Source organism: Mesorhizobium kowhaii, assembly GCF_003253745.1.
In the GTDB taxonomy this organism is placed as follows: Bacteria; Pseudomonadota; Alphaproteobacteria; order Rhizobiales; family Rhizobiaceae; genus Mesorhizobium; species Mesorhizobium kowhaii.
This window is the reverse complement of record NZ_MZXV01000055.1, coordinates 50639-66468: the sequence shown is the minus strand read 5'-3', so window position 1 is coordinate 66468 and position 15830 is coordinate 50639. Positions and strand designations below refer to the sequence as shown.

At 63.2% G+C, this 15830-nt stretch carries 13 protein-coding genes and 1 tRNA gene; 11 read left to right on the top strand and 3 right to left on the bottom strand.

Annotated elements, in window-relative coordinates:
* Positions 1-179 precede the first annotated feature (179 nt).
* From B5V02_RS25120 to B5V02_RS25095, 5 genes are all read left to right on the top strand, one after another.
* Entirely contained in the window at positions 180-1187 is a 1008-nt protein-coding gene (locus tag B5V02_RS25120; RefSeq protein ID WP_111546755.1) for an ABC transporter substrate-binding protein, read from the top strand.
* 237 nt (positions 1188-1424) lie between these two features.
* A tRNA-Thr gene (locus tag B5V02_RS25115) sits at positions 1425-1499 on the top strand.
* Between the two features lie 508 nt (positions 1500-2007).
* The gene (locus B5V02_RS25105; RefSeq protein ID WP_342633879.1) at positions 2008-2148 is read left to right on the top strand and encodes a helix-turn-helix domain-containing protein; all 141 of its coding nucleotides are present in this window, start codon (positions 2008-2010) and stop codon (positions 2146-2148) included.
* Positions 2149-2269: 121 nt separating this feature from the next.
* Positions 2270-3970 (top strand): adenylate/guanylate cyclase domain-containing protein, encoded by a 1701-nt coding sequence (locus B5V02_RS25100; RefSeq protein WP_245446174.1) that lies wholly within the window; start codon positions 2270-2272, stop codon positions 3968-3970.
* A 270-nt stretch (positions 3971-4240) separates the two neighbouring features.
* Positions 4241-4534 (top strand): GYD domain-containing protein, encoded by a 294-nt coding sequence (locus B5V02_RS25095; protein ID WP_111546752.1) that lies wholly within the window; start codon positions 4241-4243, stop codon positions 4532-4534.
* 241 nt (positions 4535-4775) lie between these two features.
* Here the strand turns inward: B5V02_RS25095 and B5V02_RS25090 are convergent, their stop codons facing one another.
* On the bottom strand, positions 4776-5753 hold the full coding sequence (locus B5V02_RS25090) for a LysR family transcriptional regulator (RefSeq protein WP_111546751.1): 978 nt from the start codon (positions 5751-5753) through the stop codon (positions 4776-4778).
* A gap of 252 nt (positions 5754-6005) precedes the next feature.
* Between B5V02_RS25090 and B5V02_RS25085 the strand changes: the two genes are divergently transcribed.
* The 5 genes from B5V02_RS25085 (at position 6006) to B5V02_RS25065 (ending at position 10487) form a co-directional block, all read left to right on the top strand.
* Positions 6006-6446: a cupin domain-containing protein gene (locus B5V02_RS25085; RefSeq protein ID WP_146606147.1), complete on the top strand. Its 441-nt coding sequence runs from the start codon at positions 6006-6008 to the stop codon at positions 6444-6446.
* Between the two features lie 92 nt (positions 6447-6538).
* Positions 6539-7945 carry a pyridoxal phosphate-dependent decarboxylase family protein gene (locus B5V02_RS25080; RefSeq protein WP_111546820.1) on the top strand — a complete coding sequence of 469 codons (1407 nt, stop codon included), beginning with the start codon at positions 6539-6541 and terminating at the stop codon, positions 7943-7945.
* A 113-nt stretch (positions 7946-8058) separates the two neighbouring features.
* A complete protein-coding gene (locus B5V02_RS25075; protein WP_245446172.1) occupies positions 8059-9009 on the top strand; it encodes a ketopantoate reductase family protein in 951 nt (316 codons plus the stop codon).
* Between the two features lies 1 nt (position 9010).
* Complete coding sequence (locus B5V02_RS25070; RefSeq protein WP_111546748.1) at positions 9011-9751, top strand: class I SAM-dependent methyltransferase; 741 nt, start codon at positions 9011-9013, stop codon at positions 9749-9751.
* Positions 9752-9770: 19 nt separating this feature from the next.
* Positions 9771-10487 carry a GNAT family N-acetyltransferase gene (locus B5V02_RS25065; protein WP_111546747.1) on the top strand — a complete coding sequence of 239 codons (717 nt, stop codon included), beginning with the start codon at positions 9771-9773 and terminating at the stop codon, positions 10485-10487.
* Positions 10488-10502: 15 nt separating this feature from the next.
* On the opposite strand, the gene B5V02_RS25060 is transcribed toward B5V02_RS25065, so the two are convergent.
* Positions 10503-10712 (bottom strand): hypothetical protein, encoded by a 210-nt coding sequence (locus B5V02_RS25060; RefSeq protein ID WP_111546746.1) that lies wholly within the window; start codon positions 10710-10712, stop codon positions 10503-10505.
* A gap of 108 nt (positions 10713-10820) precedes the next feature.
* Positions 10821-11594, bottom strand: a complete 774-nt coding sequence (locus B5V02_RS25055; protein ID WP_111546745.1) for an SDR family NAD(P)-dependent oxidoreductase — start codon at positions 11592-11594, stop codon at positions 10821-10823.
* Between the two features lie 330 nt (positions 11595-11924).
* Here B5V02_RS25055 and metH point away from each other — a divergent pair, with 330 nt between their 5' ends.
* On the top strand, positions 11925-15734 hold the full coding sequence (gene metH, locus B5V02_RS25050; protein WP_111546744.1) for a methionine synthase: 3810 nt from the start codon (positions 11925-11927) through the stop codon (positions 15732-15734).
* Positions 15735-15830: the final 96 nt, after the last annotated feature.

Genomic DNA, 15830 nt, shown 5'->3' with positions numbered 1-15830 from the left:
CTGGCCAGGGCCTAACGGAGCCAGCGACTGAGAGCGTAAGACTCCCGTTTTGAGACTGGGCGCGCTCCAACTCGCAACTACTCGGCGCGCTCCCGCGACTATCCGCCTCTGCCGGAATCTCTTTTGCTCGATTCCGGCCGCAGTCGACTTTTGCGGTTTGGAAGAGAGGGAGCTTTCCGATGCAGAGCATCCAGAACCGCCGCCGTTTCCTGGCCGGCCTGACGGCCGCCGGCGCCGCCAGCCTCGTCGGCGCTCCAACTCGAGCTCTTGCCGAGCCACCGCCGGAGACCACGCGCATTCGCTTGGCGAAGATTCCTAGCATCTGCGTGGCGCCACAGTATGTTGCAGAGGAACTTCTGCGTGCTGAGGGCTTCACCGAGGTTGACTATGTCGTCTCACGCGCCGGTGCGGCCCAGGCCTCCGCGGTGGCGAATGGCGAGATCGACTTTACCCTCAACTTCGTGACAAATTTGATCGTGGCCTTGGACTCCGGTGCGCGGATCACTCTGCTCGGCGGCGTCCATCCCGGCTGCTTCGAGCTGTTTGCCAAGCGCGGGATCGACAGCGTCGTCGATCTGAAAGGCAGGAACGTCGGCGTCCAAGGGCTCGGTACGGGCCCGCATCTGTTCCTCGCCAGCATCGCGGCCTATGTCGGGCTCGATCCGGCGCACGACATCAACTGGGTTGTGAACCCGGCGATCAAGCCCAAGGAGCTGTTCGCGCGCGGTGACGTGGATGCGTTCCTTGGCTTTCCGCCGGACCCGCAGGAATTGCGGCGCAGCAAGGTCGGGAACGTGATCATCAACAGCACTGTGGACCGGCCTTGGTCGCAATATTTCTGCTGCATGCTGTCCGCCAACAGCGATTTTGTGGCGGCGCATCCCGTTGCTACCAAGCGTGTGCTGCGCGCCATCCTCAAGGCTGCGGATCTATGCACCGCCGCGCCGGCCCAGGTTGCCGAGCGCCTGGTGGCGGGCGGGTTCGCCAGCCACTACGATGATGCGTTCGCAGCGATCAGCGAGCTGCCTTACCGGAAATGGCGGGACTACGATTCCACTGACGCCGTCCGCTTCTATTCGCTGCGGCTGAAAGAAGTCGGTTTGATCAGCTCCACACCCGACAGGATTATCGCGGAAGGTACGGACTGGCGCTTCCTGAACGAACTCAAGCGCGAGCTGAAGACCTGAGCGGGCGGCCAGGGCACGCCCTCTATTTCAATTCGCAACAAGATTGGCACCATCATGGTTGCAAAAGCGGTGTAGCTCTCGCTCGAATGGTGTCGGCTGCTGGTCGTTCCGTGCCTGCATGGTGCCACTTTGGTTCCGGTGAGCCAAAACGGCGCATGGTGCCGAAGGCTTTCACAGAAGCGTTGCACTTGGCCTTGCGCTTGCCGGTTCGATATGGCAGAAGCCCCGCCATCGGCGGCTGCGGTAGCTCAGTGGTAGAGCACTCCCTTGGTAAGGGAGAGGTCGAGAGTTCAATCCTCTCTCGCAGCACCAGCCTATCCCCTTGATTGGCAACAAGTTTCTGTATTTGTTGATCTATTTGCCGCCCGTCTGTGCACATGAGCTTGCGAAAGCCCGGACCTTGGAAGCATCTCGACACTGGCGTCTACTACCTTCGGCAACGGGTTCCCTCCGATCTGACGTCAGTTCTGATTGATGTTCCGGTCGCAATACCGGTAGGCGAGGTCACAAAAGTCGCAAAGTTGGACGTGAGGTCAAAGTCAGCCTTGCGACAAAAGACCCCTCCGAGGCGAAGTTCCGTCACCGTTACGCCGACGCGGCACTCCAAGAGTTCTGCAAAAGCACCGGGAAGGACCCCAGCCCCTCTCTCATAGGCAGGTTCTGGCACTGGCTGGGCTGCTTAATGCCGATCTCGTGGACATGATGGACAGCGAAGGCATCTGGAGGGAAGTCCTTCGGCTCAACCAAGGCAAGCAGGACAGCGCCGACCTGGAGCGGTGGTTTCGTCCAGGGCATCGCCAAGGCCAAGGCTGAAGGGCGCATGAAGGGCCGGCCCGAGGACGCAGAGCGCAACGAGGCCATCTTGGACATGCTGCGGAAGGGGCAGAGCTGGAACACTATCGTGAAGGCCACCAACTGCTCACGCTCGACGCTCGCGAAGCTGGCGAAGCGCGTACCTTGAACCCATTACCGTTCGGATTGCGGGTCGTGCTTGAAGCTGCGAAGATTGGGCGTTCGCTTAGCGATGTACTGGAAGGCATCTTATGCCAGTTGTTCGGGTGGAGCGGCGGCTCGCTGCGATCATGGCCGCCGACATCGTGGCCTATTCACGCCTGATCGAAGCAGATGAGGCCCGTACACTCGCGTCGATCAGGACCCTTCGCTCCCAAGTGGTAGACCCGCTGATCGCAGACCACAGGGGCCGTGTTGCCAAACTAATGGGCGATGGCGCAATCGTGGAGTTTGGCTCCGTTGTTGAGGCCGTGGCCTGTGCCGTCGCAATGCAGGAAGGGACGGCGGCGCATCAGCGGGAGGTCCCGCCCGAGAACCGCATCGTGTTCCGCATCGGCATCAACGTCGGTGACGTTGTCGTGGAGGACGGCGACCTGCTCGGGGACGGCGTCAACATCGCGGCACGGCTTGAGGCACTGGCGGAGCCTGGGGGCATTTGCATTGCCGATGCGGTGCAGAAGCAGCTGGCCGGCAAGACTGACTTCGCCTTTGAAGACACCGGCGAGCGCAAGCTGAAGAACATCGCGCATCCGGTCCGCGTTTGGTGCTGGTCCAAGGGATCGGCACCGCCTGCCGCCGGTGCGCCGCTATCCTTGCCCGACAGACCCTCAATCGCAGTGCTTCCGTTCGACAATCTGAGCGGGCAGCCGGAGGAGACGTACTTCAGCGACGGCATCACCGAAGACATCGTCACCGGCCTGGCGCACTTCCGCTCGCTGTTCGTGATCGCCCGCAACTCGTCCTTCGCCTTTCGCGGCAAGTCTATCGAGATGGCGGAAATCGGCCGCCGGCTTGGCGTCTCATATCTCCTCGAAGGCAGTGTGCGGCGGGCCGGGGCACGCGTACGGATCACCGCGCAGCTCATCGAGGCGGCGACCGGGGCGCATCTTTGGGCTGAACGTTATGACCGCAGTCTCGATGACATCTTCGCAGTGCAGGACGAAGTCGCGCAGACCATTGTATCAACGCTGGTTGGGCGAATTGAAGATGCAATGCTTCAGCAATCGCTCCGAAGGCCGACAACCAGCCTGGCGGCCTACGACTGTTTGTTGCGCGGCCTTGCCCATTTCCGGAACGACACCGAAACTGCCAATCAGCAAGCTCGTGAGATGTTCGAGAAGGCGGTTGCTCTCGATGAGCGGTATGCGGTGGCGCGGTCGTATAGTGCGTTCGTTAAGGTGGCACAGAACGGTCACGCCGCGGCACCGGCCGAGGTGCTGGACGCGGCGTACACCGAGGCAAAGCACGCGCTCGAACTCGACCCCCTGGAAAGCCGCTGCCACCGAATACTATCGACGATCTGTCTCTACCGCCGTGAGTACGACATGGCCGAGCAACACCTCCGGCGGGCATTCGACCTGAACCCCAATGATACAGACGGGTTGATCATGAAGGGCCGATTGCTGGCCTTTCGTGGAAGGCCCGAAGACGCACTGGTTAGTTTGGAGGCTGCTTGTCGCCTCAACCCACTACGTCCTGGTTGGTACGATGCCCATTTCGGCATCGCGCTCTATTCGCTCCGGCGCTTTGCAGAGGCCGCACAGGCGTTCAAGCGGATGCCCTTGTCAGGTTCGTGGTCGAGTGCGCGGCTCGCGGCCTGCTACGCCCAGCTTGAACGGACCGCAGAGGCACAGGCAGCAGTGGCAGAGGTCCTGCGGTTGCGGCCCGATTTCTCGACGGCCGAATACATGCGCAAGAGCGTCCTCCTTGAACACGCCGAAGACAGGGAGCTTCTCCGCGAAGGGCTCATCAAGGCCGGATTGCCGGCGTGAGTTGGCCGTGCCAGAGCAGTTGGTGGCTACCGTGGTAACGGTCTTTCCCTCGCGCAGCGTAGGACAGAGCTGCGAACACGCCTTGGGCCTCATATAGCACGGCTCTGAAGGCTCTTCCGTGGTCCGGAGATCGAACGAGCGGACCGTTGATACTCGGCAGGCCAGCCTCCCTGCCGCAAGTGGTTCGCGCACCTGACTCGTGTTATCGTAGTTCCGGGAGACGGCGGACGCGCCGTGAGCGCCCGCCCGCTCCTATTGTGGGAGGAACCAATGGCTTATTACGTATTGCTGTCGAGTTTCACAGATCAAGGTATCAAGAGCATAAAGGATACCCAGAAACGTGCTGAGGCCTTCAAGGCGATGGCCAGCAAGAACGGCATCAAGGTTCACACCCTGTTGTGGACGCTTGGTCAATATGATGTTGTGGCGATTGCCGAAGCCGACGACGACATTGCTGCGACCGCACTAGCCTTATCAATAGCATCGTTAGGCAACATCAGAACTCAGACATTGAGAGCGTTCGACGCGGCAGATATGGCCAAGATAATGGCAAAGATGGCCTGACCGCCACTGTGCCGTGAACGGGCGATCGAAGCCGGCTAGCGAGTGGACCGGCGGGGAGGACCCTTCCTTGAAGCGAAAACCCTGGAACGAGGCCGGGGTTTTTTTTATGAGGGACGTTCAACGGGCTATTCTGGTCTAGTCGCAATCGTAACCATCTGCATAGTGGCTGCCAGAACTGCGGCTTGGTGGCTTACCCATTGGCGCTTTTTTTGATGCGTAGTCGCCTCCCTCAGGTAAGACTCTAGTCCGGCAGTTGGGAGGAAGGTTCGACATAGTGCGTTTTGACCGCCTCGCAGACCTGTTCAAACATCCATGTCAGGCCGGCGTCCGCCATGACCGCCTTCTGTGCGATGACACTGATTGGGGCATGCCCGGTGTCGATGGGTAGATCGGCGCTGACCAGGCCGAAGCGCGGTCCCTGCCTCGCCGCCAGCACGGCCGGCACGGCGGCGATGAGGTCGGACTCGGCGACCGCTGCCAGCGCCATGGTGTAATTGGGCACCGTCAGCACCACACGTCTCGCTAGGCCGCACGCTTCCAGAGTTTCGTCGATCAGCCCCTTCCTGTCGCCGGTGAACGACACCAGCACATGACGCATGGTGCAGTAGCGCTCTAGCGTCGGTTGCTCGGCAAAGGGATGACCGGCGTGCATCACCACCACGAAACGCTCCTTGAGCATCGCGCGCCGGTTGAAGCGCGCCGGCACGTCATCCAGCGGCGCGACGGCGATATCCACCAGGCCGGCGTCGATCTCGGCAAGCACCGGCCGCCAGGTCCGCTCGATGGGCCCGCCCTTGCGATAGGGCAGCATTTGCAGCACCGTGAGGTCGATATTGGGCGCGGCCACAGCCAGCTTCTCGACAAGTGGCGGCAGGAACACCGCCGAAAGCGCGTCGGCGGCGCTGATGGTGAAGGTCCGGTTCGATGTCTTGGGGCGGAACGGCTCAACCGCCACCACCATTCGCCGGACCTGCGTCAAAATATTGGCGATAGGCTCGGCCACCTGCAGCGCACGCGGCGTCGGCACGACCCCCTTGGGCGTCTTCAGGAAGAGCGGATCGTTGAGCAGTTTGCGCAGCCGGCGCAGGCCGTGGCTGATCGCCGAGGGAGACAGCCGGAGACGGTCGCCGGCTCTCCCGACATGGCGCTCTTGCAGCACCACCTCGAACAGTTTCAGCAAATTGAGATCGGCGCGGGATAGGTCGATTTCATTCAGCATGATGCTGAATTGATATCATTGGATTCATCAGGGCCCAAGCACGATACTGGCGTGATAAGGTTTCTGGACCCGTGGGCGCATCGATGCAGGAATCGGGTGGCGGGGCGCGACGCACTCTGATGGGGATGGCTGATCGGCCGGGAACCGGGCTTAGGGCTCGTTCGACACCTCGGCGAGCGCTGGCTGGCGGAGCAGCCTTTTTCGGGTGAATTGAGCGGCGTCTCACTCGAAGCGGAGGAGGGGACAAGCGGCATGGCAAGATCATCCGCCTACAAGCTCGATGCCGGGCAGGGCGAGCGGCTGCGCTTCAGCGGCGCCGATTTCCTGGTCAAGGCCGCGGCCGACACAACCGGCGGCGCCTTCTCGATCGTCGAGGAGATCGATCCGCTCGACACCCCTTTGCACAGGCACGCCAATGAGGATGAGTTCTTCTATGTCATTGAGGGCGAGCATGTCTTCCGCTGCGGCGATCAGGAGTTCCGCGTCGGGCCGGGCGGAGCGATGTTTGCGCCGCGCGGTGTGCCGCATGCACACAAGCGCGTCGTGCCGCGCACCGGCCGGTTTCTCACCATGACCTCGCCGGCCGGCTTCGAAGGCTTCTTCCGCGAGCTGTCCGCCGCTGAGGCGAGCGGCGCCGCGATGCCCGAAGCCTACGCGGCCGTGTCGCGCAAATACGGCATCGACTGGCTATAGGAGAAATCGTCATGACACTGGACGCCCTGATCGTCGGCCCAATGTTGCAGGCCCTGGAGAGCCGGCGGCCCTCTGCAACGGAGGATGGCGGCATGGGCGAGGCTTCCACAGGCGAACTCTTTCAGCGTGCCGCCGATCACGCCACGCGTTTTCGCGATGCCATTGCTTCCGGGCCGCAGCGGCCACTGATGTCTTATCGGCAGGCCTTGGACAGTTTCCGCGAGCCGCTTCCCGAACGGGGCAGCGCTGGGCTCGTTGTGGTTGACGAGCTTGCCGCGAAGGCTGAGCCCGGCCTGCACAGGATGACAGGTCCGCGCTTCTTCGCCTGGGTCTGCGGCAATTCCCATTCGGTCGGCGTTTGTGCCGACTGGCTGACCAGCACCTGGGGTCAGAACACCGGCAATCACCACGCCACGCCGTCGGCCTCGGCCGTCGAGACGATCGCCGGCGGCTGGCTGCTCGAGCTGCTCGACCTGCCGCGTGCAAGTTCCATCGGCTTCGTGACCGGGGCGACCATGGCCAATTTCGTCTGCCTGGCATCGGCGCGCGGTGCGGTCCTGCGGCAGGCCGGCTGGGATGTCGAGGCGCAAGGCCTGTTCGGCGCGCCGCCGATCACGGTGCTGATTGGCGACGATGCCCATGCCACGGTGTTCTCGGCGCTGCAGTTCCTCGGCCTTGGCCACGACCGCGTCGTGCGTGTGAAGACTGACGACAATGGCCGCATCGCGGCGGGCGATTTTGCCGTTGCCGCCGCCACGGTCTCCGGCCCTTGCATCGTCATCCTGCAGGCTGGGCAGATCAACACCGGCGCCTTCGATGATTTTGCCGGCATCGTTCCCATCGCCCGGCGCATCGGTGCCTGGGTGCATGTCGATGGTGCCTTTGGTCTCTGGGCGCGTGCCTGCCCCGAGCGCAGCCATCTGGCCGAGGGCGCCGATGCCGCCGACTCCTGGGCGACGGACGGCCACAAATGGCTGCAGACACCCTATGATTGCGGCTACGCCATCGTGCGCGACGAACAGGCCCATCGCCGTGCCATGACGATCGCGGCTAGCTACCTGCCACCTACCTTCGAGGACGAGCGCGACCCGAGCCATTACGTGCCCGAACTGTCGCGACGTGCGCGCGGCTTCGCCACCTGGGCGATGATCAAGCATCTCGGCCGCGACGGCATCGCCGCGATGGTCGCTCGCCATTGCAAGGTGGCGGAAGCGATGGCCGAAAGGCTGCGCGCCGATAACGCCATTGCCGTGCCCAACGACGTGGTGCTGAATCAGTTCGTCGTGCGTTTCGGCGCCGACCACCCGGACGAGGAGGCCGACCGGCTGACGCTGCAGACGATTGCCCGCCTGCAGGCCGATGGGATCTGTTTTGCAGGCGGCGCCAAATGGCACGGCCGCCAGGTCATGCGGGTGTCGGTGATTTCCTGGTCGACCGACGACAGGCAAGGCGAAATTGCCGCCGACGCCATGATCGCGGCGTGGCGGGCGGTAAGGTAGGCGAGGGTTGTCGGCTGGCCCTGTATTCAAGGAAATGCTAATATTGACCGGGCCGGCGGATGCCATTCCAGCTTCGCGCGGCTAATGGCGGCAGCTGGCGTCGAGGGGACGGCATGCGGATCGCAATGATAGGGGCGGGCGGCATCGGCGGCTATCTCGGCGCAAGGCTCGCCGAGGCGGGGGGCGACGTCAGCTTCATTGCTCGCGGTGCCCACTTGCAGGCAATGCGCCGGGCCGGCCTGCGAATTCAAAGCGATATCGGCAACGTCTTTCTCCCCAGTGTGTCCGCGAGCGACGCGCCGGCCGACATCGGTCCCGTCGATCTCGTGATTTTTGCGGTCAAGCTCTACGACAGTGAGAAGGCCGCCGCAGCGTTGGGACCGCTCATCAGCAGGAATACGCGTATCGTGACGTTGCAAAATGGCATCGACAGCGTCGCGACGCTCGGTCGTCATGTTCCTGGCGACCAGGTGATTGGCGGAGCCACCTACTTGTCCGCATTCATCAAACAGCCCGGAGAAGTCGTTCACGCTGGCGGGCTGCGTCACATCCTGGTCGGCGGGCACCGCGAACCTCTCATCAAGGACCTTCAGGCGCTCTGCGATCGTGCTGTCGGGCTCGAGCTGAAGCCGGTTGCCGACATCGACAATGTGCTGTGGGAGAAGTTCGTGACGCTCGCGGCCTTTTCCGGAGGGACGTCGCTCATGCGCTCCGGGATCGGTCCGATCCTCGACGACCCCGAGGCACGTATCTTCGTCGAGCAGCTGCGCGACGAGGGGATGGCGGTTGCGGCGGCGGCTGGCCATCCGATGGCCGAGGGGTTCGAAGGGCGCGTCATGACCAGATGGACCGCATTCCCCCCGAACGTAAAATCGTCGATGGCCAACGACCTCGAAAGGGGCAAGCCAATCGAGGTCGCCTGGCTGTCCGGGCGGATGCACGAGTTGGGCATCAAGTTCGGTATTGCGACCCCTGGCCACACGGCGGTCTTCCGCGCCTTGCATCTCTACGCAGCGGGTGCCGCCCCCCTAGCAGTGTCCAATCAATGTTCCTTGGGAGGATAACATGGCAAGTTCGTCGAGCAAGAGCATGCCGGTGACGACAGCTAACGAGGCAACCGGCTCCCAGGACATGTTCAACAAGGAGCTGGAGACTTATCGCAGGATCGTGGCCGCAAACCTCATGTTCCATCGCGAGGTCTACGGGCTCCTGCGCGATCTGCTCGTCGAGCATGCTCCAGGGTCGTTTCGATTCCTCGACGTGGCGTGCGGCGATGCCGCTGCCTCGGCCGCGATGCTGAAGACGACCGCGATTGGCGGCTATGTCGGCATCGACCTGTCGGAAGCGTCATTGAGGCTGGCCGATCGCGCGCTCGAGGGGCTCCCGTGCCCGGTCGAGCTGCGCTGCGGCGATTTCGCGGAAGCGATGGCGAACTGGTCGGAACCCGTCGACGTGATCTGGATCGGCATGTCGCTGCACCACCTGGCGACCGAGGGCAAGGCGAGGTTGATGCGGCACGCCCGCAGGGCTTTGGGCGGCGTGGGCCTGTTCGTCATCTGGGAGCCGGCCCTGTTCGAGGGAGAGGATCGCGCCGCCTGGCTCGCCCGCTTCTCCTTGCTGCGCGATAAATGGTCGACCGTTTCCGACGAGGAGTTCGCTTCCATGGAACGGCATATGCTTCTGGCAGATTTCCCTGAAACCGCCGACACATGGCTCGGCATGGGGCGGAATGCCGGGTTTCGCCGTGCGGAGGAGATTTTCATGATGCCGAACAGAATGGGCAGAGTATTCCGCTACTGGAACTAGCCAGCGCGTCGGGGCGACCATGTCATCAGATCTGAAACCGAGTGAGATCCCGCCGGGCGACGCTCCGGTTCCCGCCGCCGTCGTGCTGGTCGGTCGCTGGGGTCGCCTGCGCCCGCTCGACGCCGAGCGCGACGCGTCCTGTCTCTACCCGCTCTCGCATGACGAGCATACGAATGCCATCTGGGTCGACATGAAGGTCGGCCCGTTCGCCAGTGAGCAAGCGTTCGCCGACCACGTCGCCGAACTGGTGGCCGACAAGAAACGGGCCTTCTTCGCCGTCGCCGGCCTCGACGACAAGCCGCTGGGGTGGCTCTGCCTGATGGAGGCAAGACCCGCCCATCATGTCGTCGAGCTCGGCTATGTGCTCTACACGCCGCCGCTGCAGCGCACGCGGCTGGCCACCGAGGCGCTCTACCTGATCCTGCGCCATGTCTTCGACGACCTCGGCTACCGGCGCCTCGAATGGACATGCACTTCGACCAACCAGCGCTCGCGCAAGGCGGCCGATCGGCTCGGCTTCGTCTATGAGGGCACGCAGCGCCAGGGCTTGTTCCTGAAGGGCAAGCCTTGCGACATCTGCGTCTATTCGATGCTTTCCAGCGAGTGGCCGGACCATCGCTCAGCTTTTGAGGCCTGGCTCGATCCCGGAAATTTCGACGCCGGGCGGCAGCTTCGCTCGGTTGCCGAGATCAGGGTTGGCCTCGGCGCCATTTGCAGCACCAGTCCATCTCCTTGAAATCACAGTGCTGCGTCACCGACCAAGCGGCTGCCGTGACAAGGCGAGGAGTTCGGCCTCGTCGGTGATTCCGGCCATATAGTTGGCGATGATGCGAGAGGCCAGCGCTTCTCGGCTGGCGTCGGAGTCGCCCTCGCGCTTCGCCTGCTCGAAGACACGCCCAAGAAGTCCCATCTCGGATGGCGTGAAGTTGCCCGCCTCTTTGATCCTGCGATTGATGGACATGTCGCCTCGCTTTCGAAAAGTATACGCGCATCTCGCGAAAAGAGGATGGACTGAACGAGCTACATCTTCGATTACGCCCTTTTCGAATTCGCCCACAACCCGGCTGACCTACGCCACCGACCACCCACCATCCACCAGTATATTCGCTCCCGTAATCATCGACGCTGCAGGCGAGGCCAGGAACACCACGGTTCCTGCAACATCGACCGGGTCGCCGATGCGGCCGAGCGGGATGTGGCCGAGCACATGGGCGTGAAAGTCCGGCTCGGCGAGTGACGGCCGCGTGCCGTCGGTCCAGATGAAGGTCGGCGCCACGCTGTTGACGGCAATCTTGTGCTGCGCCCATTCGGCGGCGAGGCAGCGAGTCAAATGGTTGATCGCCGCCTTGCTCATGCAGTAGATCGCCTCGCCCTTCAGCGTCACCGTGCCGGCCTGCGAACTGATGTTGATGATGCGCCCGGACTTTTGGGCGATCATCAGCCTTCCGACCGCCTGGGTGGTGAAGAACGTGCCCTTGAGATTGACGTTCACCGTCAGGTCGAAATCTTCCTCGGTGACGTTTTCGGCCAGGTTTTCCGGTCCGAGCCCGACATTGTTGACCAGCACGTCGATGCGGCCGAAGGCGGCGTGCGCCTCGGCGACAGCGGCCCGCATCGTGGCGAGATCGGTCAAATCCATCTGCACCGCCAGCGCCCGCCGGCCGATGCGCTCGATCTCGGCGACAAGCTCCGCCCCGTCGGCCTTGCTGCGCACGCCGACGATCATGTCGGCGCCGCAGCCGGCGCAAGCCAGCGCACAGGCGCGGCCAATGCCGCGCGAGGCGCCGGTGACCAGCACCACCTTGCCGGCCAGATCGAATTTCGGCGTGAATTCCGTTGTCATTGCACCCTCCCTGAAAGGTTCAATCTCAGTGTTTGAGCATGATCTTTTCCGAAAACCGATTCCACTTTTCGGGATCATGCTCTTGGCCGAAACCATCGCGGATGGTGACGGGTCTCTTTGCCGAACACTATCCGGTCGTCGCCTGAAAGCCAGCCGGCATCTGGGTTCACGACAAGAACGCCGCTTGCCCCCGGGGCTTGCCATGCGCCGGCCATCATGGTGCCGCGATGGCTGTCAGCCAGCCGCGTGACACGGTCGATCGTTTGGCGTATATTGACATAAAGATATCCTTATGTGACATAAATAGGCTTGTCGCCAAAGGGATAAAAAATGTCGCAGAATTCTGCATCGCTGGACGTATTGTTCGGCCCCGTCGCGGCAAAGCCCGACGGTTCGGAAGTGCTGGCCGCGCTGACGGCGGCGGCGCGCGAACGCATTCTCATCCTCGACGGCGCCATGGGCACGCAGATCCAGGGCCTCGGCTTCGACGAGGGCCAGTTTCGCGGCGAGGCCTTCGCCGGCTGCGCCTGCCACCAGCAAGGCAATAATGATCTTTTGATCCTGACCCAGCCCGGGGCGATCGAGGAAATCCACTATCAGTACGCCGTTGCCGGCGCCGATATCCTCGAGACCAACACTTTCTCCTCGACCTCGATCGCCCAGGCCGATTACGGCATGGAGGATGCCGTCTACGCACTGAACCGCGACGGTGCGCGGCTGGTGCGGCGCGCCGCGCTGAGGGCGCAGCAGCAGGATGGCAAGCGCCGTTTCGTCGCCGGCGCATTGGGGCCGACCAATCGCACCGCGTCGATGTCGCCGGATGTCAACAACCCCGGCTATCGCGCCGTGACCTTCGACGATCTGCGCCTTGCCTATGGCGAGCAGTTGCGCGGCTTGATCGACGGCGGCGCCGACATCATCCTGATCGAGACCATCTTCGACACGCTGAACGCCAAGGCGGCGATCTTCGCCTGCAACGAGATATTCATCGAGAAAGGCGTCCACCTGCCGGTGATGATCTCCGGCACCATCACGGACCTGTCCGGCCGCACGCTGTCCGGCCAGACGCCGACCGCCTTCTGGCATTCGGTGCGTCACGCCAGCCCCTTCACCATCGGCCTCAACTGCGCGCTCGGCGCCAAGGCCATGCGCGCGCATCTGGACGAGATTTCAGGCGTCGCCAACACCTTCACCTGTGCCTATCCGAATGCCGGCCTGCCCAATGAATTCGGCCAGTATGACGAGAGCCCGGAATTCATGGCCGCGCAGATCGAGGATTTCGCCCGCGAGGGCCTGGTCAACGTCGTCGGCGGCTGCTGCGGTTCGACGCCGGATCACATCCGGGCGATTGCCGAGGCGGTGCGGAAATATCCGCCGCGCGCCATTCCGGACATCGAGCCGAAGATGCGCCTTTCCGGGCTGGAGCCGTTCACGCTGACTGACGAGATCCCCTTCGTCAATGTCGGCGAGCGGACCAATGTCACGGGCTCGGCCAAATTCCGCAAGCTGATCACGGCGGGCGACTATGTCGCCGCGCTCGACGTGGCGCGCGACCAGGTCGCCAACGGCGCCCAGATCATCGACATCAACATGGACGAGGGGCTGATCGATTCGAAGAAGGCGATGGTCGAGTATCTCAACCTGATCGCCGCCGAGCCGGACATCGCCCGCGTCCCGGTGATGGTCGACAGTTCGAAATGGGAGATCATCGAGGCCGGCCTGAAATGCGTGCAGGGCAAGCCGCTGGTCAACTCCATCTCGATGAAGGAAGGCGAAGAGGCGTTCCTGCATCATGCGAAGCTGGTGCGCGCCTATGGCGCGGCCGTGGTCGTCATGGCCTTCGACGAGGACGGCCAGGCCGACACCAAAGCACGCAAGGTCGAGATCTGCACCCGCGCCTATAGGCTTTTGACCGAACAGGCCGGCTTTCCGCCGGAAGACATCGTCTTCGACCCCAACGTCTTCGCCATCGCCACCGGCATCGAGGAGCACGACAATTACGGCGTCGACTTCATCGAGGCGACGGGCGAGATCACCAGGACCCTGCCGCATGTCCACATTTCCGGCGGCGTGTCGAACCTGTCCTTCTCGTTCCGCGGCAACGAGCCGGTGCGCGAGGCCATGCATGCCGTGTTCCTCTACCATGCCATCCAGCGCGGCATGGACATGGGCATCGTCAATGCCGGCCAGCTTGCGGTCTACGACACGATCGAGCCGGAACTGCGCGAGGCCTGCGAGGATGTCGTGCTCAACCGCGTGCCCAAGGCCGGCGGTACCGCCACCGAACGCATGCTGGAGATCGCCGAACGCTTCAAGGGCACGGCCGGCCAGGAGGCCAGGGAGCGCGATCTCGCCTGGCGCGAATTGCCGGTCGAACAACGGATCAGCCATGCGCTGGTCAACGGCATCACCGAATTCATCGATGCCGACACCGAGGAGGCGCGGCTGGCGGCCGAGCGCCCGCTGCATGTCATCGAAGGCCCGCTGATGGCCGGCATGAATGTCGTCGGAGATCTGTTCGGCGCGGGAAAAATGTTCCTGCCGCAAGTGGTGAAGTCCGCGCGGGTGATGAAACAAGCCGTCGCAGGACTATTGCCGCACATGGAGGCCGAGAAGGTGGCGAACGCCGCGAACGGCATCGACAATGGCGAGCGCCAGACGGCGGGAAAAATCCTGATGGCGACGGTGAAGGGCGATGTCCATGACATCGGCAAGAACATCGTTGGCGTCGTTCTCGCCTGCAACAATTACGAGATCATCGATCTCGGCGTCATGGTGCCGGCGGCCAAAATCCTGCAGACGGCGCGCGAGCAGAAGATCGACATCATCGGCCTGTCCGGCCTGATAACGCCGTCGCTCGACGAGATGGCGCACATGGCCGCCGAGATGGAGCGTGAAGGCTTCGACATTCCGCTGTTGATCGGCGGGGCGACGACCAGCCGCGTGCACACGGCGGTCAAGATCCACCCGCGCTATACCAGGGGACAGACGGTCTATGTCACCGACGCCAGCCGGGCGGTCGGCGTCGTGTCCTCCCTGCTGTCGAACGAGACCAGGGGCGGCTATGTCGACGCGGTGCGCGCCGAATACAAGAAGGTCGCCGATGCGCATGCCCGCTCGGAAGCCGACAAGCAGCGGCTACCGCTGGCCAAGGCTAGGGCCAACGCGCACCGGATCGATTGGTCGAGCTACGAGCCGCCAAAGCCCTCCTTCACAGGCGTGAAGGTTTTTGAAAACTGGGACCTTGCCGAACTCGCGCGCTACATCGACTGGACGCCGTTCTTCCAGACCTGGGAGCTGAAGGGACGTTATCCGAAGATCCTCGAAGACGAGGCGCAGGGACCAGCGGCGCGCCAGCTGTTCGAGGATGCGCAGGCGATGCTGAAGAAAATCATCGCCGAGAAATGGTTCGCGCCACGCGGCGTCATCGGCTTCTGGCCGGCCAATGCCGCCGGCGACGATATCAAACTGTTCACGGACGAGGCACGCTCGCAGGAGCTGGCGACGTTCTTCACCTTGCGCCAGCAACTGACCAAGCGCGACGGCAAGGCCAATGTCGCGCTGTCGGATTTCGTCGCCCCGTCGGACAGCGGCAAGCCCGACTATATCGGCGGCTTCATCGTCACCGCAGGCATCGAGGAAGTGGCGATCGCCGAGCGCTTCGCGCGCGCCAACGACGATTATTCCTCGATCATGGTCAAGGCGCTGGCCGACCGCTTCGCCGAGGCCTTCGCCGAGCGCATGCACGAGAAGGTGCGCCAGGAATTCTGGGGCTACGCGGCCGACGAGAATCTGGCGCCAGACGAACTGATCGGCGAGCCCTATCGCGGCATCCGTCCGGCGCCCGGCTATCCGGCGCAGCCCGACCATACCGAGAAGGCCACACTGTTCCGGCTGCTTGACGGCGAGGGCAATGCGGGGGTGAGCCTGACCGAAAGCTATGCGATGTGGCCGGGCTCGTCGGTGTCGGGGATCTATCTGTCGCAACCCGAAAGCTATTATTTCGGCGTCGCCAAGGTCGAACGCGACCAGGTCGAGGATTATGCGCGCCGCAAGGCGATGCCGTTGGCCGAGGTCGAGCGCTGGCTCGGACCGATCCTCAACTATGTTCCCGTGCCCCATGCCGAGGCGGCGGAGTAGCGCGGCAAGCTCTGTCGTCGTTTCGCTCCGACCGTGTCGTTTTCGCATGGACGCCGGTGTCCAACCCTGGTTCACGCTATGCCGTCAACAGCATTT